The organism is Qipengyuania sp. Mu-71, from assembly GCF_036867055.1.
GTDB classification, from domain to species: domain Bacteria; phylum Pseudomonadota; class Alphaproteobacteria; order Sphingomonadales; family Sphingomonadaceae; genus Qipengyuania; species Qipengyuania profunda.
In genome coordinates, this window is the sequence record NZ_JBAJHR010000002.1 from 294,213 (window position 1) to 314,674 (window position 20,462).

Below are 20,462 nucleotides of genomic sequence, written 5' to 3' on the forward strand. Positions count from 1 at the left end.
GCGATCAATCGCCCTCGCCGGGCTCGGGCGAGAAGTACTTGTCGAACTTGCCTTCTTCGCCCTTGTGCTCGTCGGCCTCGGCGGGCGGTTCCTTCGACTGGGTGATGTTCGGCCATTCGGCGCTGAACTTGGTGTTCAGCTCGAGCCATTTCTCGAGCCCATCCTCGGTATCGGGCAGAATCGCCTCGGCCGGACATTCGGGTTCGCACACGCCGCAATCGATGCATTCGCTGGGATTGATGACGAGCATGTTCTCGCCCTCGTAGAAGCAGTCGACCGGGCAGACCTCGACGCAGTCGGTGTACTTGCACTTGATGCAGTCATCGGTGACGACATAGGTCATGGGTAGCGTATTCCCTCGAAGTGATACTCTTTCCCGCGCTGCTAGGGCGGATTATCCTTGCGGGTCAAGGTCCCGATAACAGGCTTCGGCTTCGCGCGGGGGGCCACGCCGTTCGGGGAGCGTGCGGATTTCGATCAGGCGGACCCTGTCGCCAAGCGGCAGCGTGAGAATATCGCCCTCGGCAATGTCGCGCGAACAGCGGGTGACCCGCTCGCCATTGCGCCGGATGTGGCCTTCCTCGACGAGTCGATGTGCGGCACTGCGTGTGCGCACGAAGCGCAAATAGCACAGCAGCCGGTCGATCCTCACTCGCAGCGCGCCATTAACGGACCAGATCTGCAAGCGCGGCGAAGGCGCTGCCTTCGCGCGGCTGCGCGGGTTTCTGCCGTTCCTGCTTGCGGCGCGAGGGACGCCATTCCCACCGGTCGGGCCGCGGCGGGCCGAATTGCCCCTCGGCCAGCGGGCGGGCTTTTTGCACCCGGAACCCGGCAGTACCGAGCAAGCGGGAAATATTTCCTTCTTCGAGGCCAATCGAGATCGGCAATGCCAGGTCGAGCACGAATTTGCGCTTGCGATCCTTGGCATGCGCCTTCGCGCGCGTTTCGTGAGCGGCACGTAGAATCTTCTCGACCAGATCGATCCGGATCGCCTGGCTCCCGGCATGGCGGTAGCCCGAAGGGAGCTTTTTCGTGTCGGGAAGGACCGGCAGCATCGCGTCCTGCACCGGACGCCGGTCGAGGCCAAGTGCATGGAGCAATTGGCGCGGCGCAGGCTTGAGCAGTGCCGGGGCAAAAATATCGAGCGCGCCGAAAGTGACCCCGATCTTGCGCAGGAAGGGTCGCATTTCCTTGGGCAGGTGCTCGATCCCCGCCTGCTCGCGGGTAACATAGCCATGCCCGGCGATGAGATTGAGCAGCAGCGCGCGCGCTTGCGATCCCGCCTCGGGATTGCTCGCGGCATGATGCAATTTTTCGAGCGGCTCGAGCGGGCTCAGCTTCTGCGCGAGCCATCCCTCGAGCGCGGCGAGCAGCGTGGCCCGCGCCGCATCGGGCAGCGCGGCCACCTCACGCGACGGCACCAGCAGCGGCGTCACGCTGCCATCGCGGTGCTCGAGCTTCGCCAGCTCCTGTCCGCGCCAGCGGATTGCCCCGCGCGTCAGCTCGACCTCGCCGAAATCCGATTCGGCCAGCGCCACGGCTTTCTCGCCAAGCAGCCGCGGCAGCGCTTTCTCCGCTGCGGCAAGCAGCATCCGCCGGTCTTCCTGCCGCGCGGAAGGATCGACGGTAAAGCGCAGCCCGGCGACATGACCGAGCACCTCGCCCTCGACCGTCACCGCGCCATCGTCACTCATCTCGATCGGCAACATGCCTGCATCCTGCCCTAACGACTTCATCAGGATTGCTGTCCTCCGGTTTACGAATCTCTCGGTCAGCCGCGCATGGAGCGCATCCGACAATTTGGCCTCTACGCCCCGCGCTCGGGACGCCATTTCGTCACGCGCCAGCACCCAGTCGGGCCGCTGGCAAATATAGGCCCAGCTGCGAATCGCCGCGATCCGCCCCTGCAGCGTATCGATGTCCCCGGCCATATTGTCGAGTTCGCTGATCCGTGCTGCGACATAATCCGCCCCCAGATAGCCTTCGCCAAGGTCCTGCCACAGCCGCGCGACGAAGCGCGCATGGACATCGGGCCCGCGCTGGCGGAAGTCGGGCAGCGAGCAGGCTTCCCAGAACCGCCGCACCATCCCCGCGCCGCGCACATTGGCGGCCACGGGTTCCTCGGCCAGGCGCTTGAGCGTGGCGAGATCGATCGCCTGCGGTGCGAGCCGTAGCGCGGGGTCCTCGGGCGGGGCCTCGAGATCGGCGATCAGTGCGGCGAGCGAGGCAAAGCGCGGCTCGGGCTCGCGCCAGTACAGATGCGTCAGCGGCGCGAAGCGATGCTCCTCGATCGCGTAGACCTCTTCCTCGGTGAACTCGGGCGCATCACCATGCTTGGTCGTGCCCGCCAGCGTACCGAAGGTCCCGTCACGCTGGTGGCGGCCCGCACGCCCGGCGATCTGCGCCATCTCGGCTGGCAGCAGGCGGCGCATCCGCACGCCATCGAACTTGCTCAGCCCGGCGAAGGCGACATGGTTCACATCGAGATTGAGCCCCATCCCGATGGCGTCGGTGGCGACGATGTAATCGACCTCGCCATTCTGGAAGAGCGCGACCTGCTTGTTGCGCGTTTCGGGGCTGAGTGCGCCCATCACCACCGCCGCGCCGCCGCGGAACCGCCGCAGCATTTCGGCCACGGCGTAAACCTGCTCGGCGCTGAAGGCGACGATGGCGCTGCGCGGCGGCAGCCGCGACAGCTTGCGCGGTCCGATATGCGTGAGCGTCGAGAACCGCGGGCGATCGGAGATCTCGGCCTCGGGGATCAGTTGGCGCACCAGCGGCTCGAGCGTGGCCGCGCCCAGCAGCATGGTTTCCTCGCGGCCGCGCGTGTTGAGCAGCCGATCGGTGAAGATATGGCCGCGCTCGCGGTCGGCACCGATCTGCGCTTCGTCCAAGGCCACGAACGCGGCCCCTGCACCGTCGCGCGGCATGGCTTCGGCGGTGCAGCACATATAGCGCGCGCCCTTGGGCTCGACGCGTTCTTCGCCCGTAATCAGCGCGACTGCCGCATCGCCCTTGATCGCACGTACCCGGTCGTAGACCTCACGCGCGAGCAACCGCAGCGGAAAGCCCATGCATCCGCTCGAATGCGCGACCATGCGCTCGATCGCCAGATGCGTCTTGCCGGTATTGGTGGGCCCGAGGACCGCCTTGATCGCGCTATCCTGCACGCGCCCTAGGTGGCAGCGCGCGAACGCAAGGGCAACCACTCGCCGCGCCGAGGATTCAATTCATCCCGTTCCGGACTCGCATGGCCGCAAATTAAGCGGCCCTTTACTTTGTTTCGGCAGGCAAAGCGGGCAGACGACCACCATCACGGGTCGGGCCGCTCGCTTCCCCGCCGGGGCGGCCAGATAGAAGGGACACGCGACGTGTATACGTCCCATGCAGATTCGGAAGAGAGCGACCGGCCGCACGCAACTGGCGGACCGGGTCAGCCCGCTGCCGCGCTTGCGCATGACCAGATCCTTTCCGCCGCATCCGTGCCTGCCTATTCCTGGACCGATGCGCGCGAACGCCTGTCGCACCGCATTGCAAAGCTCGATCTCGCGCCCGACCTCGGTAGCGAGATCGGCAGCAAGCGCTGGCTGCGCGGGCTGGGCACCTTCGTCGGCCTGACCGCTGCGGCGCTGGCCTTCTGGCCAAGCTTCGCCCCGCTCGAAGCCGCCGCTCCCGCGCATATCGACGACGCGGTGCGCGACGAATACCGCAGCCAGATGATCCTGCCGCTCGCCCTTGGTGCGGACAGCGGCCGGCATATGGGGGCGACCGCGCTGGTCGAACCGCTCGCCGGTGCGCCCGAGCGCCCGACGCTGGATATGGTCGCGACACTCGCCAAGGGCGACAGCTTCGAACGCATGTTGCGCCGTGCGGGCGTGGGCCGCGACGATAGCCTGCGCGTTGCCGAACTGGTCGCGGGCGCGACCGCGCTGAGCGACCTCGAGCCCGGCACGACGTTCGACATCGTGCTCGGCCGCCGTCCTGCACCGGGCGCGCCCCGTCCGCTCGAATCGATCGCTTTCCGCGCCCGGTTCGATCTCGAACTCGATATCGGCCGGTTCGACGAAGGGGCCGACCTGTCACTGACCAAGAAGGTCATCCGCGTCGACGATACCCCTTTGCGTATTCGCGGTACGGTGGGCGACAGCCTTTATCGCTCGGCCCGCGCCGCTGGTGCCCCGGCGAGTGCAGTTCAGGCCTATCTCAAGACGCTCGGTCAATATGTGAATCTCGACCGCGATATACGCGCGGGCGACACGTTCGATTTCGTCGTCGCGCATCGCCGCGCCGCCACCGGCGAACGGCAGGCGGGGCAATTGCTCTATGCCGGGCTCGACCGGGGCGAACAGCCGCGCGTGCAGCTGATGCGCTGGGGCACAGACGGCGAATTCTACGAAGCCTCGGGTGTCAGCGAACAGCGCGGCGGGCTGATGGCCCCCGTTCCGGGCCGCACCACCTCGCGCTTCGGCATGCGGCGCCATCCGATCCTCGGCTATCGCCGGATGCATTCGGGCCTCGATTTCAAGGCGCGCCATGGCACCCCGATCGTGGCGGTGACCGATGGACGTGTGACCGGCGCTGGGCGGATGGGTGGCTGCGGTAACGCGGTGCGCCTGCGGCACGATGCCTCGCTCGACACGCGCTATTGCCACATGAGCCGCGTCGCGGTGAACCGCGGTCAGAGCGTTCGGCGCGGGCAGGTCATCGGCTATGTCGGTTCGACCGGCCTCTCCACCGGCCCGCACCTGCATTACGAAATGTACCGCAACGGGCGCGCGATCGATCCCTCTTCGGTTCAGTATGTCACCCGCGCACAGCTCGCCGGTGCCGAATTGCGGCGCTTCAAGAACGCGCTGGCGCGGATCAAAACGGTCGAACCGGGCGCGGCTTTGTCCGAACTCGAGCAGACCGCGGCCGAGGTCGCCGCTACCGAACCCGTCCGCGAGATCGACAAGCTGGCCCCACCCAAGCGGAGCTGAGATTGCGCCCCGCGCGCGCTTGCGGCATTGCGCTGCAATGACCAATGCCCACTATCCCGCCACGCGCCTGCGCCGTACCCGTTCGAGCGGGTGGAGCCGCGCGATGCACCGCGAAACCGTGCTCACCCCGTCAGACCTGATCTGGCCGCTGTTCGTCACTGATGGTTCCGGTGTCGAGGAGCCGGTCGCCAGCCTGCCGGGCGTGTCGCGCTGGTCGGTCGACCATATCGCCAAACGCGCGAAGGAGGCGGTCGATCTGGGCATCCCCTGCATCGCGCTGTTCCCCAACACGCAGCCCGATCGGCGCAGCGATGACGGGGCCGAGGCGCTCAATCCCGACAATCTGATGTGCCGCGCGATCAAGGCGGTCCGCGATGCCTGCGGCAACGATATCGGCATCCTCACCGATGTCGCGCTCGATCCCTATACCAGCCACGGCCAGGACGGGCTGCTCGACGAGGCCGGCTATGTCGTCAATGACGATACAGTAGCGGTGCTGGTCGACCAGGCGGTCAACCAGGCCGCTGCGGGGGCCGATATCATCGCCCCGTCCGACATGATGGATGGCCGCGTGAAGGCGATCCGCATGGCGCTGGAAATGAACCAGCATCCCAATGTCCAGATCATGGCCTATGCGGCCAAATACGCCTCGGCCTTCTACGGCCCGTTCCGCGACGCGGTGGGCTCGGGCGGCCTGCTCAAGGGCGACAAGAAAAGCTACCAGATGGACCCCGCCAATGGCGACGAGGCGCTGCGCGAAATCGCTTTCGACATCGCCGAGGGCGCCGACAGCGTGATGGTCAAGCCGGGCCTCGCCTATCTCGACATCATCTGGCGCGCCAAGCAGGAATTCGGCGTGCCGGTGTTCGCCTATCAAGTCAGCGGGGAATATGCGCTGATCGAGGTCGGCGCGGCCGCCGGGGTCGGCGACCGTGATGCGTTGCTGATGGAAAAGCTGCTTGCCTTCAAGCGCGCCGGATGCAGCGGGGTGCTGACCTATCACGCTCCGCGCGCCGCCCAATTGCTCAATGGCTGAGTTTCGCCACGAGACCGACCGGTTGATCCTGCGCGACTGGCGTGAGGAAGACTGGCCGCTCTTCTGGGAGGGGACCAATACGCCCGGCGTCATGCGCTGGCTGGGCGGAGTTTGCGATGGTGCGAAGCGCGATGCGGCGCAGCAGCGCCTGCTCTCCTACGAACGCGAGCATGGCCACACCTTCTGGTGCGTCGAGCGCAGCGGCGATGGCGCGATCCTCGGTTTCTGCGGTCTCAAGCGTTCCAATCAGGCGGGCGGGCCGCTCGGCATGATGGAAGTGGGCTGGCGGCTGCGCGAAGACGCCTGGGGCAGGGGCTATGCGAAAGAGGCGGCTACCGCCTCGCTCGATCTTGCCTTCGACCGGTTCGATGCGGAAGAGGTGATCGCCATGACGGTTCAGCGCAACACGGCCAGCTGGGGGTTGATGGAGCGGCTGGGAATGCGCCGCCGCGAGGATCTCGATTTCGACAATGCGGAGTTCGACAAGGAGGACCCGGTCATCATCATCTATTCGGCCGATCGCGCATCCTGGACAGCCCATCGTGGCTGATATCATCGCCGAAACCGACCGGCTGATCCTGCGCACGATCGAGGAAGGCGACGCTATCGAGCAGGATCGCCTGCTCAATACGCCGTCGGTGATGGCGCGGCTTGGGGGCGTCAAGGAATTGCACGAGATCGAGGCCAAGCACGCCAAGGCCATGGCGATGTATGCGCGCGAGGGCTTCAGCTTCCTGTTCATGATCGAAAAGGCGAGCGGCGAGATGGTCGGGCATTGCGGGATCAAGCGCGTCGACAACCCGCTGGCGCCCAATGTCGGCGATCACGAGATCGGCTGGCTGGTGCGCGAGGATCGCTGGCGGCGCGGCTATGCCGAAGAGGCGATGCGCGCGGTGCTCGACTGGGCCTTCACACGCATCGCGGCGCCGCACGTCGTGGCGCTGACCAGCCACGCCAATGGCGGAAGCTGGAAACTGATGCAAAAGCTCGGCATGGTCCGCCGCGAGGATCTCGATTTCGCAGACCCTGCCTTCCCCGCGGAAGACAATCCGACGATCCAGTATTCGCTCACGCAAGAACAATGGGAGAGCAGCCAATGACCGCGAGCCGCCCTGGTGTCACCATCATCCCGATCCACGGGCACACGCCGCGCATCCACGATAGCGCCTTTGTCGCGCCCGGCTGCACGATCATCGGCAATGTCGAGATCGGGGCCGACAGCTCGGTGTGGTACAATTGCGTCCTGCGCGCCGACGTGAGCCGGATCGTGATTGGCGAGCGGTCGAACATCCAGGATGGTAGCGTATGCCATTGCGACCCCGAGCGCCCCGGCGACCCGGGCGGTTCGCCGCTCATCATCGGTGACGACGTATTGGTCGGCCATATGGCGATGGTCCATGGCTGCACCATCGAGGATCGCGGCTTCGTCGGCCTTGGCGCCATTGCGATGAACAAGGCGGTGATCGGTTCGGATGCGATGCTCGCCGCTGGTGCCATGCTGACCGAGGGCAAGGTGATGGCCGCGCGCGAATTGTGGGGCGGCCGGCCGGCGCGCAAGATGCGCGATCTCGACGATGCCGCCATCGCCGGCATGCGGATGGGCGTCGCGCATTATGCCGAAAATGCCAAACATCACGCGGCTGCGGTCGTCGATGCCGCGGCCCAAGGCTGACCTGCCCGACCCCGCAGCGCTATGGGACCTGGTGGCCGGCGACCAGCTACGTCTCCGCGTGACGCCCGGCGCCCGGACCGAAGCGATCAGCGTGGAAGAGGGCCGGGTGCTGGTAAAGGTACGCGCCAGGCCCAGCGATGGGGCGGCCAATACCGCAGTCGCGAAACTGGTGGCGCGCGCTCTTGGGGTCGTGACGTCACGCTGTCGGATTGTGCGCGGCGCGACTTCGCGTGAGAAGGTGCTCCAGCTCGATCCTTAGGCGGCGCGTGTCTCGATGCTGACCGCAAAGGCGAACAGCAGCAGTGCAAGGCCCGCCGCTGCTCCCGCGGCGACAAGCGGGTCAACCGCATAGAGGCAGGCCCCGCCTACCGCGCCCACCGCCAGCGCCAGCCACAGCGTCGGATAACCGCGCATGGCTTTACTGGAGCGGCCAAGGATGCGCGCTGCCACCCCCTGGCCCGAGCGCACCAGCGCCCCGGTCATATACGTCACCCCGACGGTCACCTCGCCCTCGCGCGAAAAGACGTTATTGGCGACCCCCATCGCCGCGGCGGCGAGCGCGAGGAAGGCCATGTCGTGGGCGTGCGCCAGCGCCAGCGTGGCCACCCCGAGCATCGCGGTGACCATGGCGAGCAGGATGCGCTTATGCTGTCCCTGTCGGCCAAACGCGACCAGCGCACCGGCGATCACGCCCCCGATAAAGCAGGCGATGACGAGGATCGGGATCCACGCCAGCGCGCGTTCGGCGACCAGCTCGACGCCCAGCCGCGTCGTATTGCCCGACATGAAAGAGGTGAAATAGCCGCCCGCAACCACGAAACCGATGGCATCGACCTGGCCGGCGAGGAATGCCAGCCCCACGGCGAGTTTCTGGCGGCTGCGATCGTAGCGTTGCATCGCAGCACCATGCGGACTGGTGCGGAGAATTCAATCCCGGATGAGCGCGCGCAGGGCCTCGATCCGATCCGCTTCATGCGGCGGCTTGTCCCAGCGGATGCGGTGGATGCGCGGAAACCGCATCGCGAGACCCGATTTGTGCCGTTTGCTTTCGTGCACGCTGTCGAATGCGACTTCGAATACCAGTGTCTTCTCGGTTTCGCGCACCGGTCCGAAACGGTTGATCGTATTTTGCCGCACGTGGCGGTCGATCTTTTTCAGCTCCTCGTCGGTAAAGCCCGAATAGGCCTTGCCCACGGGCAGCAGATCGGCGCCCCGGTCGGGATCGCCATCCCAGCAGCCGAAGGTGTAATCGGAAAAGAAGCTCGACCGCTTGCCCGATCCGCGCTGCGCATACATCAGCACGCAATCAACCAGCAGCGGGTCGCGCTTCCACTTATACCAATAGCCGACGCGCCGCCCGGCGATATAGGGGCTGTCCTTGCGCTTGAGCATCAGCCCTTCGATCGCATCGTCGCGGCTGCCTTCGCGGATCTGTGCGAGATGCTCGAAATCGCTCGCCGGCACCACCTTGCTGATATCGAAATGGCTGTCGGGTAGTCGCGACATCAGCGCTTCGAGGCGGTCGCGGCGCTCGCTCCATGCGAGGGTGCGCACATCCTCACCCTCGATCAGCAGCGTGTCGTAAAGTCGCACGAAGGCCGGATAGTCCTGCAGCATCTTCTTGCTGACGGTCTTGCGCCCCAGCCGCTGCTGCAGCGCGTTGAAACTTGCCGCTCCGCCTTCCTCGCCGCCCTGCGCCGAACCGCGCACCAGCAGTTCGCCATCGAGCACTGCGGGGAAGGGCAGCGCATCGAGCAGCTCGGGAAAGGTCGCCGAAATATCGTCGCCCGAACGCGAGTAGACACGGGTTTCCTCGCCCGCGCGGACCAGTTGTACGCGAATGCCGTCCCACTTCCACTCGGCGGCATAGTCCGCCAGATCGACCGTGGTCTCCTCGAGCGGATGTGCGAGCATGAAGGGGCGGAAGGTCGGCAGATTGGTGATATCGGGCGGCGCCTCGCCGCGCGCGGCCCAGCCGAACAGCGCGTCATAGGGCGCGTCGAGCCCGTGCCAATACTCTTCCACCTCGTCGACCGAGACCGCGAAAGCCTGCGCAAACGCAGTCTTGGCGAGGCGGCTGGAGACCCCGATGCGCATTCCCCCGGTCGCCAGTTTCAGCAGCGCATAGCGGCCCGACGCGTCGAGCCGATCGAGCAGCCGGGGCAATTCGGTAAGCACGCTCTTGCGGTTCATTGCGGCGAGCTGCTCGACCGCTTCGCTAACCGTGGGCGGCGATGGCGCCTGATCGGGTGCGGGCCACAGCAGGCTCGCGGTTTCCGCGGTGTCGCCGACGAAGTCGCGGCTCAGCGTCCACAGCACCGGATCGACCCGGTCCTTAAGCAGATTGCGGATGGTAGAGCTTTTGACCGCGGGGAAGTCGAGCCCGTCGGCCAGCGCCGCCAGCGCCCAGCCGCGATCCGGATCGGGCGTCGCGCGCAGATATTCCGCGATCAGCCGCAGCTTCTCGTTGCGACTGCGGGTGTAGACGAGCGCGTCGATCAGGGCGGCAAACTCCTCCACCGCTAGTCGTCCTCATCCTCATATCCCACCATCGCCAGCGCCCGCGCACGGCGCTGGTTGAGCTGGCACCAGCGCAGCAGCGCATCCTCGCGCCCGTGGGTGATCCAGTTTTCCGCGGCATCGACTTCCCTGATCGTGCGCGTCAATTCGCCCCAGTCGGCGTGATCGGAAATCACCAGCGGCAGCTCGACATTGCGCTGCCGGGCACGCTGGCGCACGCGCATCCAGCCGCTCGCCATCGCGGTGATCGGATCGGGCAGGCGGCGGCTCCAGCGGTCGTTGAGCGCCGATGGCGGGCTGACCACCACCGCACCGCGCATGTCTTCCTTCGTGTAATCCGCGACCAGCCGCAGTTCGCCGAGATCCACGCCGTGCTCTTCATAGAGCCGGCACATCTTCTCCATCGCGCCATGCAGGTAGATCGGGTCCATATGGCCCGCGCGGCGTAGCTCGGCGATGACCCGCTGCGCCTTGCCCAGCGCATAGGCGCCGACCAGCACGCAGCGATCGGGATGCGCGGCGAGCCGTTCGAGCAGCTTGGCCATTTCTTCCTCGATCGGGGGGTGGCAAAACACCGGCAGCCCGAAGGTCGCCTCGGTGATGAAGATATCGCAGGGGGTGACCTGGAACGGGGGGCAGGTGGGATCGGCTCGGCGTTTGTAATCGCCGGTTACCACCACGCGCTCACCCGCATGCTCGAGCAGGATCTGCGCACTGCCGAGCACATGACCGGCGGGGATATAGGTCGCATCCACCCCGCCCGGCAGACTGATCGTCTCGCCATATTCGACCGGAGTAGCGCCCTCCTTAGTTGCGTAGCGCAACTCCATGATCGCCAGCGTGGCGGGGGTGGCCACGGTCTGGCCATGGCCACCGCGCGCATGATCGGCATGGCCATGCGTGACCAGGGCGCGGTCGACCGCGCGGCTGGGGTCGATCCAGCATTCAGCGGGGACGACATGGATACCGTGCGGTTCGGGTTTGATCCAGGAGAAGGGGGCTGCAGCCATCCCCGATTCAAACGAAAGGGGCGCCAACCGTTCCCGGTGGCGCCCCCTCGAAGTGGTTTTCCCTGCCGCTCAGCTTTCGCTCTCGTCGGTGCTTTCGCTGGCATCGGCCGCCGGTTTCTTGCTCGCCGGTGCCTTCTTTTCCGCTGCCTTCTTGCGCGGCGGCGCCTTGCGCTTGGCCTTGGGCGGGGCAGGGGTCAGCTCGAAGCTCGGCTTGGCGTCCTTCATCGTCACCGAAACCTCGCCGCCATCGGCCAGCTTGCCGAACAACAGTTCCTCGGCGAGCGGCTGCTTGATCTTTTCCTGGATCAGGCGGCCCATCGGACGCGCGCCATAGAGGCGGTCGTAGCCCTTGTCCGCCAGCCATGCGCGGGCGTCCTGGTCGAACTGGATATCGACATTCTGTTCGGCCAGCTGCAATTCGAGCTGGAGGATGAACTTGTCGACCACGCGCGCAACGGTATCCCGGCCCAGATAGGCGAAGGGCACCACCGCATCGAGGCGGTTGCGGAACTCGGGGGTGAACATGCGTTTCACCGCTTCCTCGCTCGCATCTTCCTTCGACACGTCGCCAAAGCCGATTCCCTGGCTTGCCATGTCGGCCGCGCCCGCATTGGTGGTCATGATCAGCACGACATTGCGGAAATCGACCGTCTTGCCGTGGTGGTCGGTCAACCGGCCATTATCCATGACCTGCAGCAGGATATTGAACAGGTCGGGATGCGCTTTCTCGATCTCGTCGAGCAGCAGTACGCAATGCGGGTTCTGGTCCACCGCATCGGTCAGCAGCCCGCCCTGGTCGTAACCGACATAGCCCGGAGGTGCGCCGATCAGGCGTGAAACGCTGTGACGCTCCATATATTCGGACATGTCGAAGCGCTTGAGCTCGATCCCCATGATGCTGGCGAGCTGGCGTGCGACCTCGGTCTTGCCGACACCGGTCGGGCCGCTGAACAGGAACGAGCCGATCGGCTTGTCCGGATCGCGCAGGCCCGCGCGCGACAGCTTCATCGCGGTCGACAGCTTCTTGACCGCCGCATCCTGCCCGAAGACGACGCGTCGCAGGTCGCGGTCGAGATTTTCGAGCGCCCTCTTGTCGTCCTTCGATACCGATTTGGGCGGGATGCGCGCCATGGTCGCGATCACCGCCTCGATCTCGCGTGCGGTGATCTTCTTCTTGCGGCGGCTGGGCGGGACCAGCATCTGCATCGCGCCGACCTCGTCGATCACGTCGATCGCCTTGTCGGGCAGCTTGCGGTCGTTGATGTAGCGCGCCGAAAGCTCGACCGCGGTCTTGAGCGCGTCGACCGTGTAGGTCACCTTGTGGTGGTCCTGGAACGCGGTCTTCAACCCCTTGAGGATCTTGATCGTGTCCTCGATCGTGGGCTCGTTCACATCGATCTTCTGGAAGCGGCGCAGCAGCGCGCGGTCCTTCTCGAAGTGGTTGCGGAACTCCTTGTAGGTGGTCGAGCCGATGCAGCGGATCGCACCCGAGCTCAGCGCCGGCTTGAGCAGGTTCGACGCATCCATCGCCCCGCCACTGGTCGCGCCTGCGCCGATGACCGTGTGAATTTCGTCGATGAACAGGATCGCATCGGGCATGCCTTCGAGCTCGTTCACGACCTGCTTCAGCCGCTCCTCGAAATCGCCGCGATAGCGCGTCCCGGCAAGCAGCGCGCCCATGTCGAGCGAATAGATCACCGCGTCCTGCAGCACTTCGGGCACTTCGCCTTCGACGATCTTGCGCGCAAGACCTTCCGCAATCGCGGTTTTCCCGACGCCGGGATCACCGACATAAAGCGGGTTGTTCTTGCTCCGGCGGCACAGGATCTGGACCGTCCGGTCGACCTCGGGCCCGCGGCCGATCAGCGGATCGATCCGGCCATCTTCGGCCTTCTTGTTGAGATTGACGGTGAACTGGTCGAGCGCGGTTTCCTTCTTGCCCTTCTCGGCGGCCTTGTCCTCGCTCTGCGCCTCGCCTTCTTCGGCGCCCTGCGAAGGACGGCTTTCGACCTGCTTGCCGCCCTTGCCGATGCCGTGGCTGATGAAGCTCACCGCGTCGAGCCGGCTCATGTCCTGCTGCTGGAGGAAATAGACCGCATAGCTGTCGCGTTCGGAAAACAGCGCGACCAGCACATTGGCGCCGGTCACCGTATCCTTGCCGCTCGACTGGACATGCAGGATTGCGCGCTGGATCACCCGCTGGAACCCCGCGGTCGGCTGCGGGTCGGCGGTTTCGTCCGATTGCAGCGACTGGTATTCCTGTTCGAGATACTGCTTCACCACCGCGGTCAGCTCGCCAAGGTCGACCCCGCAGGCCGACATCACTTGCGCGCCATCCTCGTCGTCGATCAGTGCGAGCAGCAGGTGTTCGAGCGTCGCATATTCGTGCCGGCGCTCGCCCGCATCGGTGAGTGCGGCGTGGAGGGTCTTTTCGAGATTGGCGGCAAAGCTGGGCATCAGATGTCTTTCTCATGGGATTCGCACGGGGCGAATACGGGACAGCCTATGGGCCGAAGGTTAGCCAATGCTGTATGCTCGCCGGATATGGGTGCGCAGGGCAATATTTTCAGCCCCCGCATCACCAACTATTCCTTTCGCCCGAACAATGCCTCGGCGGCATTGCGATGCGCGGCAGCCGAGCTGCGGTGTTTCTCGACCCGGTCGATCTCGGCTTCGAGCAGTGCGATCCGCACCGCCAGTTCATCTTGCGAATAGGGGCCGAGGTCCTCGGCCATAAGCAGGCTCGCGGCGTCGCCTCGCGGGCGCGGACGGGCATCGTCATCCATTGGGACCAATGTCGCAATTCTGTGTGGTTGCTGTCAACGGGGCAGCGCGGTATTGCACGGCCGAGCGTGGCAGGGACGACACGCAGGGAACAATGGCGATGGGGGCGCGAGTGGCAGCAGATTTGCCGAAAACGATGTCAGCGACGGGTTTCGACAAGCCCGGCGGACCCGAGGTATTGCGGTCCGAGCAGTTGCCCGTGCCCCAACCGGGCGAGAACCAGGTGCTGATCCGTGTCGCTTACGCCGGGGTCAACCGGCCCGACGTGATCCAGCGGCAGGGCTATTATCCGCCGCCACCCGGCGCCTCGCCGGTCCCGGGCCTCGAAGTATCGGGCACCGTAGTGGCGATCGGCAAGGGCGCGCCGCCCGAAATGCTGGGCAGGCGCGTCTGCGCGCTCGTGTCGGGTGGTGGCTATGCCGAATACTGCCTGGCACATTCGGCGCATTGCCTGCGCGTGCCCAAGGCGATGACGATGGAAGTCGCCGCGGCAGTCCCCGAAACGCTGTTCACCGTGTGGCACAATGTGTTCGAGCGCGGCTGGGCCGGGAACGGCGACACGCTGCTGGTTCATGGCGGCACCAGCGGGATCGGGACCATGGCGATCCAGCTGGCCAAGGCCTTCGACATCACCGTGATCGCGACCGCGGGAAGCGAAGAGAAATGTCAGGCGATCCGCGATCTGGGGGCGGATCTGGCGATCAATTACATGACGCAGGACTTCGTCGAGGAGGTAAAGACCTTCACCGGCGGTCAGGGTGTCAACGTCGTGCTCGACATGGTTTCGGGCGATTACGTCGCGCGCAATATCGAATGTCTGGCCGATGACGGGCGGCATGTAACCATCGCCGTGCTCGGCGGGCTCAAGGCCGAAATCAACATGGCCACGGTCATGCGCAAGCGGCTGGCGCTGACCGGCTCGACGCTGCGGCCGCGCTCGGACGATTTCAAGGCGCTGCTCGCCGACGAGATCTACAACCATGCCTGGCCCCTGTTCGAGGATGGCACGATCGCACCGGTGATGGACCAGACCTTCGCGCTTGCCGATGCGAGTGCCGCGCATGCGCGGATGGAGGCGGGCGATCATATCGGCAAGATCGTGCTCGAGGTAGCCGGTGACTGAGGTCACGCTCCACGAGGATCCGCGCAGCGGCAATTGCTACAAGATCAAGCTCACCGCCGCGCTGCTCGGCCTGCCGCTCGCAACCCGGCAATACGATATCATCGCCGGGGAAACGCGCACGCCCGACTTCCTCGAGCGGGTCAATCCGAACGGGCGCATCCCCGTGCTGCAGATCGGCAACCGCTTCCTGCCCGAAAGCAATGCCGCCTGCTGGTATCTCGCCTCGGGCAGCGCACTGATCCCGCAGGACAGCTTCGACCAGGCGGATATGCTGCGCTGGATGTTCTTCGAACAATACAGCCATGAGCCCAACATCGCGACGATGCGCTTCTGGCTGCATTTCATCGGTAGCGCGCAGCTTTCACCGCAGCAGAAGGCGCAGATGATGGCCAAGCGGATCGCCGGCTGCGAGGCGCTGTCGCTGATGGACGGCCATCTTGCCGGGCACGACTGGTTTGTGGGCGATAGCGTCTCGCTCGCCGATATCGCGCTGTTCGCCTATACCCATGTGGCGGACGAAGGCGGCTTCGGGCTGGGCGACTATCCGGCGGTCGAACGCTGGATCGAACGGGTGTCGCAGCTCCCCGATTTCATCCCCATGGGGTGAACCCAAAGTGTCGCAATGTCGCCGATCCGTAACGGCAATGTGAATCGCTCGTAACAATCCATCGCCATGGCTGGCCCTGATACTCATCAGGGGAGCCCGGCCCATGAATGATCTGCCCACCGACTTCGATGCCGTCCACAAGGTCGCCAGTTTTCCGTCGATCAAACCGAGCGTGCCCGAACGCACGATCGGCAAGCGGCGCGAGTTTCGCACGATCTGGATCAGCGATGTCCATCTCGGCACCAGGGGCTGCAATCACGAACTGCTGATCGATTTCCTCGACCACACCGATAGCGAGACGATGTATCTCGTCGGCGACATCATCGATGGCTGGCGGTTGAAGAAGAAGGTCTACTGGCCCCCGGAACACAACGATATCGTCTGGCGCATCCTCAAGCGTGCCAAGCGCGGTACGCGGATCGTCTATATTCCCGGCAATCACGACGAAATGGTCCGCCCGTTCAGCGGGATGAACCTGGGCGGGGTCGAGATCATGCGCGCGGCATTCCACGATACTGCCGACGGGCGCCGCCTGATGGTGCTGCATGGCGACGAATTCGACACCATCATGCTGGCGCACCGCTGGCTCGCCTTCGTCGGCGACGCGCTCTACCATGTGATGATGAAGCTCAACAATTGGGTGGCCGGCGCGCGCAAGCGGCTGGGCCTGCCCTATTGGTCGATCTCGAAGGCCGCCAAGCACAAGGTCAAGAACGCGGTCGAGTTCATTTCGAAATACGAGGAAGTTGTCGCCCGTGCCGCGGCCGAACGGGGTGTCGATGGCGTGGTCTGCGGCCATATCCATACCGCCGAATTCCGCACCTTCGACCATGATGGCAAGCAGATCGAATATTGGAACGACGGCGACTGGGTCGAGGGTTGTAACGCGCTGGTCGAGCATTTCGACGGGACCATGGAAATCCTCCACTGGCCCGATGAGATTGCCCGGCGCGAAGCCGAGCAGTCAGTGGCCGCGCCATCGGTCCCGGAGGCCGCGTGAGTTCGATGTCCGGCGCGCGCGCCCAGATCTGCGAGGTTCAGCCGAGCGCGCCGCACCGGATTGCGATCGTCACCGACGCATGGCTGCCACAGATGAATGGCGTCGTCCGCACGCTCACCACGACTTGCGATCACTTGCGCGAACAGGGGCACGATGTGCTGGTCGTCTCGCCCGACGAATTCGCCAGCGTGCCCTGTCCGACCTATCCCGAAATCCGGCTGGCGCTAGCCGTCCCGGGCGCGGTGGCGAACCGCCTGCGCGCGTTTTCGCCCGAGGCGATCCACATCGCCACCGAGGGTCCGCTCGGCATGACGGCACGCCGCTATTGTGCAAAACACGATATCCGCTTCACCACCGCCTATCACACGCAGTTTCCCGACTATCTCGCCAAGCGCACGCATCTGCCTGCCGCATGGTTCTGGCGGTATATCCAGTGGTTCCACCGCCCCGCCAAACGCGTGCTGGTGGCGACCGAGAGCATCAGCGAGGAATTGCGCGCGCATGGACTGACCCAGCTGCACCGCTGGAGCCGCGGGGTCGATCTCGCCTGCTTTACGCCCGATGCACCGCCACCGCCCGAATTTGCCGATCTGCCGCGCCCGATCCAGCTCTATGTCGGCCGGGTCGCGGTTGAAAAGAACGTCGAGGCGTTCCTCGAAGCCGACTATCCCGGCAGCAAGGTCGTCGTCGGCGACGGACCGTCGCTGGCATCGCTGCGCGCGAAATATCCCGAAGCGCACTTTCTGGGGCGGCGTTCGGGGCGCGATCTGGCGGGGTGCTATGCCGGGGCGGATGTCTTCGTCTTCCCGAGCAGGACCGACACTTTCGGGCTGGTTATGATCGAGGCGCTGGCCTGCGGGACTCCGGTCGCCGCCTATCCGGTTGCCGGACCGCGCGATATCGTGACCAGCGCGGTCGGCGCATTGGGTGAGGAACTCGCCCGCGCGATCGGTGCGGCACTTTTCTGCAACCGTGCCGCCTGTGCCCGGTATGGCGCAAGCTTCAGCTGGGCCGCCGCGACGGGACAGTTCCTCAGCGGGCTCGCGGCTTTCGAGGCGGAGCAGCTTCCCGCGGCCTGAGGCTTTCGCTTGCCGAATCCGGCGCTCTCCCCTACATCGGCACGATAACGGCCGTCCCGCGAGGGGCGGCCTTCTATTTTCGTAAGACGAGAAAAGGCATTTCAATGGCCGACCAACCCAAACCGCTGATGCCGCATGCGACCGCCACCTGGCTGGTCGATAACACCGGCCTGTCGTTCGAACAGATCGCCGAGTTTTGCGGCCTTCATATCCTCGAAGTGCAGGCCATGGCGGACGATCTCACGGGCAGCAAATATACCGGCCGCGACCCCGTCCACTCGGGCGAGCTGACGCAGGAGGAGATCGAAAAAGGACAGGCGGACAACGATTACCGGCTCAAGATGCAGCGCGCCCCGGTTGCGGTCAGCCGCACCAAGGGGCCGCGCTACACGCCGGTCTCGAAGCGCCAGGACAAGCCCGATGGCATCGCCTGGATCCTGCGCAACCATCCGGAGATTTCGGATGCGCAGATCGGCAAGCTGATCGGCACCACGCGCAACACGATCACCGCGATCCGTGAGCGCAGCCACTGGAACATCCAGAACATCCAGCCCAAGGATCCGGTGACGCTCGGCCTGTGTTCGCAGCGCGAACTCGACGCGGTCGTCGCCAAGGCAGCGAAGAAGGCCGGCATCGAAGACGAAGCCGCACCGGTCGAAACCACCGGCGGCAGCGATCGCGAGAAGCTGATCGAGGAGCTGCGGGCCGAGCGCCAGGCCAATGAAAAGGCTGCTGCAGAAGCCGTGCAGGAAGCCGAAGCCGCCGCCTGGCTCGAAGCCAAGCGCGCTGCCGAAGACGCGGGCGAGACTGCGGAACCCGACCAGGCCTGATCCTGTCGGCGCATAAAATTCCGGAAGGCGGGGAAGGCTATGGCTTTTCCCGCCTTTTTGCTTGCCTTTGAAGCGAGAGAGGCCATGCTACTGACATGGATGTAAGCAAGCTGCCGAACCACCACCCGGTGCCATGGGATACGCATTTCGAAGCGCTGGCGCTGCCCGCCATGTTCTCGCGGACGGCGCAGGCCTCGCCCGATGCGCCGCTGCTGCATTTCCTCGGTCGCACCTACCCCTATCGCGAGCTGCTTAGCGATGCGCAGGCCTTTGCCCATGCCCTTCGGGCGCGGGGAATCGCCGAGGGCGACCGGGTCGGGCTCTTCCTGCCCAATGTCCCGAGCTATGTCGCCGCCTATTACGGGGCGATGATGGCGGGGGCCGTGGTGGTCAATTTCTCGCCGCTCTATTCGGTCGAGGAGCTCGAGCAGCAGGTCGCCGATTCGGGGACCCGGCTGCTGGTCACGGTCGATGTGCCCGAGCTTTACGCCACCGCGGAAAAAGTGCTGCACGGCTCCGCGCTCGAAACGCTGGTCGTAAGTTCGCTTCCCCAGATGCTGCCCACGCTCAAGGGTCTGGCGATGCGCGTGCTCGCGCGCAGCAAGATCGCCAAGGTAGCCTACGGCCCATCGATCCTGCCGTGGCGCGGCTTCTTGGAGAGCGGCGAGCGGAACCCGGGCGAACTGCCCGCAATCGATCCGCAGGGTCTTGCACTGCTGCAATATACCGGGGGCACGACCGGCACACCCAAGGGCGCCATGCTCACCCATGCGAATCTGTCGATCAATGCGCAGCAGACCGCAGGACTCAACCCCTTCGGCAACCCGACGGGAGAGGTCTTCCTCGGCGCGCTGCCGTTCTTCCATGTCTTCGCCAATACCGCGCTGCTCAACCATGCGGTGCTGACCGGCGCGTCGATCGCCATGGTCCCGCGGTTCGAGGCAGGACAGGTGCTGCAGACGATCGCGCGATATGGCGCCACGGGATTCCCCGGCGTGCCGACGATGTTCCAGGCATTGCTCGACCATCCCGATCTCGCCAAGACCGATTTCTCGACACTCAAAGTGTGCATTTCGGGCGGCGCGCCGCTGCCCGGCCCACTACGCGAGCAATTCGAGGCGGACACCGGCGTCCGGCTGGTCGAAGGCTATGGCCTGACCGAGAGTGCGGGGGTGGTCTCGGCCAACCCCTATGAAGGGACGCGCAAGCCCGGCACCATCGGCCAGGTCATCATGCAGACCGAAGTACTGCTGCTCGACAAGGAAGACCCGGCAATCATCGCGCCCGATGGCGAACCGGGCGAACTCGCGCTCCATGGTCCGCAGGTCATGCGGGGCTATTGGAACCGTCCCGAGGCGTCCAAGGACATTTTCGTCGAACATCTCGGCAAGACCTGGCTGCGCACGGGCGATGTAGCGACCGTGGATACCGATGGATTTCTCGAGATCGTCGACCGGATCAAGGACATGATCGCGGTCGGCGGCTTCAAGGTCTTCCCGAGCCAGGTCGAGGACGTTCTGCTCGAGCATGAGGCGGTGAAGGAGGCGCTGGTGATCGGCCGTCCCGATGCCTATCACGGCGAAATGCCGGTGGCCTATGTGACGCTCAAGGCGGGTCATGACGCGAGCGGCGAACAGCTCAAGCAATGGCTCAACGCGCGCGTGGGCAAGCACGAGCGCGCCGATGCTGTTATCATCCGTGAGGATCTGCCCAAGACTATGATCGGCAAGCTCGACCGCAAGGCGCTGCGCGCCGAAGTGCTCGACTAGCCAAAAAGAGAAGGCCGCATGCGTCATGCGCAAGCGGCCCTCCTCCCCTCCGA

20 protein-coding genes are annotated in these 20,462 nt (G+C 65.2%); 12 read left to right on the forward strand and 8 right to left on the reverse strand.

Features of this window, described 5'->3' with window-relative positions; all coding sequences use genetic code 11:
- Nucleotides 1–4 precede the first annotated feature (4 nt).
- The 3 genes from fdxA to V6B15_RS13275 are packed head-to-tail and all read right to left on the reverse strand — an operon-like array spanning nt 5 to nt 3,170.
- Nucleotides 5–343, reverse strand: coding sequence for a ferredoxin FdxA (gene fdxA / locus V6B15_RS13265; RefSeq protein ID WP_253520928.1), 339 nt, complete (start codon nt 341–343; stop codon nt 5–7).
- Nucleotides 344–394: 51 nt separating this feature from the next.
- Nucleotides 395–652, reverse strand: coding sequence for an RNA-binding S4 domain-containing protein (locus V6B15_RS13270; RefSeq protein WP_253520923.1), 258 nt, complete (start codon nt 650–652; stop codon nt 395–397).
- A gap of 13 nt (nt 653–665) precedes the next feature.
- Nucleotides 666–3,170 carry a helicase-related protein gene (locus V6B15_RS13275; RefSeq protein ID WP_334201584.1) on the reverse strand — a complete coding sequence of 835 codons (2,505 nt, stop codon included), beginning with the start codon at nt 3,168–3,170 and terminating at the stop codon, nt 666–668.
- A 201-nt stretch (nt 3,171–3,371) separates the two neighbouring features.
- Here V6B15_RS13275 and V6B15_RS13280 point away from each other — a divergent pair, with 201 nt between their 5' ends.
- The 6 genes from V6B15_RS13280 to V6B15_RS13305 are packed head-to-tail and all read left to right on the forward strand — an operon-like array spanning nt 3,372 to nt 7,946.
- Nucleotides 3,372–4,979, forward strand: a complete 1,608-nt coding sequence (locus tag V6B15_RS13280) for a M23 family metallopeptidase (protein ID WP_334201585.1) — start codon at nt 3,372–3,374, stop codon at nt 4,977–4,979.
- Nucleotides 4,980–5,016: 37 nt separating this feature from the next.
- The gene (gene hemB / locus V6B15_RS13285; protein WP_334201586.1) at nt 5,017–6,015 is read left to right on the forward strand and encodes a porphobilinogen synthase; all 999 of its coding nucleotides are present in this window, start codon (nt 5,017–5,019) and stop codon (nt 6,013–6,015) included.
- A complete protein-coding gene (locus V6B15_RS13290; RefSeq protein WP_334201587.1) occupies nt 6,008–6,565 on the forward strand; it encodes a GNAT family N-acetyltransferase in 558 nt (185 codons plus the stop codon). The genes hemB and V6B15_RS13290 overlap by 8 nt, the downstream gene beginning before the upstream one ends.
- Nucleotides 6,558–7,115 carry a GNAT family N-acetyltransferase gene (locus V6B15_RS13295; protein WP_334201588.1) on the forward strand — a complete coding sequence of 186 codons (558 nt, stop codon included), beginning with the start codon at nt 6,558–6,560 and terminating at the stop codon, nt 7,113–7,115. The genes V6B15_RS13290 and V6B15_RS13295 overlap by 8 nt, the downstream gene beginning before the upstream one ends.
- Entirely contained in the window at nt 7,112–7,687 is a 576-nt protein-coding gene (locus V6B15_RS13300; RefSeq protein WP_334201589.1) for a gamma carbonic anhydrase family protein, read from the forward strand. The genes V6B15_RS13295 and V6B15_RS13300 overlap by 4 nt, the downstream gene beginning before the upstream one ends.
- On the forward strand, nt 7,668–7,946 hold the full coding sequence (locus V6B15_RS13305; protein WP_334201590.1) for a DUF167 domain-containing protein: 279 nt from the start codon (nt 7,668–7,670) through the stop codon (nt 7,944–7,946). The genes V6B15_RS13300 and V6B15_RS13305 overlap by 20 nt, the downstream gene beginning before the upstream one ends.
- On the opposite strand, the gene V6B15_RS13310 is transcribed toward V6B15_RS13305, so the two are convergent.
- From V6B15_RS13310 to V6B15_RS13330, 5 genes are all read right to left on the reverse strand, one after another.
- Nucleotides 7,943–8,584, reverse strand: a complete 642-nt coding sequence (locus tag V6B15_RS13310; RefSeq protein WP_334201591.1) for a YoaK family protein — start codon at nt 8,582–8,584, stop codon at nt 7,943–7,945. The two genes, V6B15_RS13305 and V6B15_RS13310, sit on opposite strands and share 4 nt — an antisense overlap.
- A 30-nt stretch (nt 8,585–8,614) precedes the next feature.
- Nucleotides 8,615–10,207, reverse strand: coding sequence for a cisplatin damage response ATP-dependent DNA ligase (locus V6B15_RS13315; RefSeq protein ID WP_334201592.1), 1,593 nt, complete (start codon nt 10,205–10,207; stop codon nt 8,615–8,617).
- A gap of 2 nt (nt 10,208–10,209) precedes the next feature.
- Nucleotides 10,210–11,217: a ligase-associated DNA damage response exonuclease gene (locus V6B15_RS13320; protein ID WP_334201593.1), complete on the reverse strand. Its 1,008-nt coding sequence runs from the start codon at nt 11,215–11,217 to the stop codon at nt 10,210–10,212.
- A 69-nt stretch (nt 11,218–11,286) separates the two neighbouring features.
- Entirely contained in the window at nt 11,287–13,674 is a 2,388-nt protein-coding gene (clpA, locus tag V6B15_RS13325; RefSeq protein ID WP_334201594.1) for an ATP-dependent Clp protease ATP-binding subunit ClpA, read from the reverse strand.
- Nucleotides 13,675–13,802: 128 nt separating this feature from the next.
- Complete coding sequence (locus V6B15_RS13330; RefSeq protein ID WP_334201595.1) at nt 13,803–14,003, reverse strand: DUF1192 domain-containing protein; 201 nt, start codon at nt 14,001–14,003, stop codon at nt 13,803–13,805.
- Nucleotides 14,004–14,137: 134 nt separating this feature from the next.
- On the opposite strand from V6B15_RS13330, the gene V6B15_RS13335 reads away from it, so the two are divergent.
- The 6 genes from V6B15_RS13335 (at nt 14,138) to V6B15_RS13360 (ending at nt 20,409) form a co-directional block, all read left to right on the forward strand.
- Entirely contained in the window at nt 14,138–15,124 is a 987-nt protein-coding gene (locus V6B15_RS13335) for an NAD(P)H-quinone oxidoreductase (RefSeq protein WP_334201596.1), read from the forward strand.
- Complete coding sequence (locus tag V6B15_RS13340; protein ID WP_320181225.1) at nt 15,117–15,731, forward strand: glutathione S-transferase family protein; 615 nt, start codon at nt 15,117–15,119, stop codon at nt 15,729–15,731. Before V6B15_RS13335 ends, V6B15_RS13340 begins: the two co-directional genes overlap by 8 nt.
- 103 nt (nt 15,732–15,834) lie before the next feature.
- Complete coding sequence (locus V6B15_RS13345; protein ID WP_334201597.1) at nt 15,835–16,731, forward strand: UDP-2,3-diacylglucosamine diphosphatase; 897 nt, start codon at nt 15,835–15,837, stop codon at nt 16,729–16,731.
- 5 nt (nt 16,732–16,736) lie between these two features.
- On the forward strand, nt 16,737–17,810 hold the full coding sequence (locus tag V6B15_RS13350; protein ID WP_334201717.1) for a glycosyltransferase family 4 protein: 1,074 nt from the start codon (nt 16,737–16,739) through the stop codon (nt 17,808–17,810).
- Nucleotides 17,811–17,914: 104 nt separating this feature from the next.
- Complete coding sequence (locus V6B15_RS13355) at nt 17,915–18,640, forward strand: DUF1013 domain-containing protein (RefSeq protein WP_334201598.1); 726 nt, start codon at nt 17,915–17,917, stop codon at nt 18,638–18,640.
- A 95-nt stretch (nt 18,641–18,735) separates the two neighbouring features.
- Nucleotides 18,736–20,409 carry a long-chain-fatty-acid--CoA ligase gene (locus V6B15_RS13360; RefSeq protein WP_334201599.1) on the forward strand — a complete coding sequence of 558 codons (1,674 nt, stop codon included), beginning with the start codon at nt 18,736–18,738 and terminating at the stop codon, nt 20,407–20,409.
- The last annotated feature ends 53 nt before the right edge of the window (nt 20,410–20,462 follow it).

Excerpts from the sequence above, each read along its gene's own strand:
- V6B15_RS13360 (WP_334201599.1), top strand. The coding sequence starts at position 18,736 with ATGGATGTAAGCAAGCTGCCGAACCACCACCCGGTGCCATGGGATACG.
- V6B15_RS13290 (WP_334201587.1), top strand. The coding sequence starts at position 6,008 with ATGGCTGAGTTTCGCCACGAGACCGACCGGTTGATCCTGCGCGACTGG.
- hemB (WP_334201586.1), top strand. The coding sequence starts at position 5,017 with ATGACCAATGCCCACTATCCCGCCACGCGCCTGCGCCGTACCCGTTCG.
- V6B15_RS13355 (WP_334201598.1), top strand. The coding sequence starts at position 17,915 with ATGGCCGACCAACCCAAACCGCTGATGCCGCATGCGACCGCCACCTGG.
- fdxA (WP_253520928.1), bottom strand. The coding sequence starts at position 343 with ATGACCTATGTCGTCACCGATGACTGCATCAAGTGCAAGTACACCGAC.
- V6B15_RS13305 (WP_334201590.1), top strand. The coding sequence starts at position 7,668 with ATGCCGCGGCCCAAGGCTGACCTGCCCGACCCCGCAGCGCTATGGGAC.
- V6B15_RS13300 (WP_334201589.1), top strand. The coding sequence starts at position 7,112 with ATGACCGCGAGCCGCCCTGGTGTCACCATCATCCCGATCCACGGGCAC.
- V6B15_RS13330 (WP_334201595.1), bottom strand. The coding sequence starts at position 14,003 with ATGGATGACGATGCCCGTCCGCGCCCGCGAGGCGACGCCGCGAGCCTG.
- V6B15_RS13320 (WP_334201593.1), bottom strand. The coding sequence starts at position 11,217 with ATGGCTGCAGCCCCCTTCTCCTGGATCAAACCCGAACCGCACGGTATC.
- V6B15_RS13335 (WP_334201596.1), top strand. The coding sequence starts at position 14,138 with ATGTCAGCGACGGGTTTCGACAAGCCCGGCGGACCCGAGGTATTGCGG.
- V6B15_RS13345 (WP_334201597.1), top strand. The coding sequence starts at position 15,835 with ATGAATGATCTGCCCACCGACTTCGATGCCGTCCACAAGGTCGCCAGT.
- V6B15_RS13310 (WP_334201591.1), bottom strand. The coding sequence starts at position 8,584 with ATGCAACGCTACGATCGCAGCCGCCAGAAACTCGCCGTGGGGCTGGCA.
- V6B15_RS13350 (WP_334201717.1), top strand. The coding sequence starts at position 16,737 with ATGTCCGGCGCGCGCGCCCAGATCTGCGAGGTTCAGCCGAGCGCGCCG.
- clpA (WP_334201594.1), bottom strand. The coding sequence starts at position 13,674 with ATGCCCAGCTTTGCCGCCAATCTCGAAAAGACCCTCCACGCCGCACTC.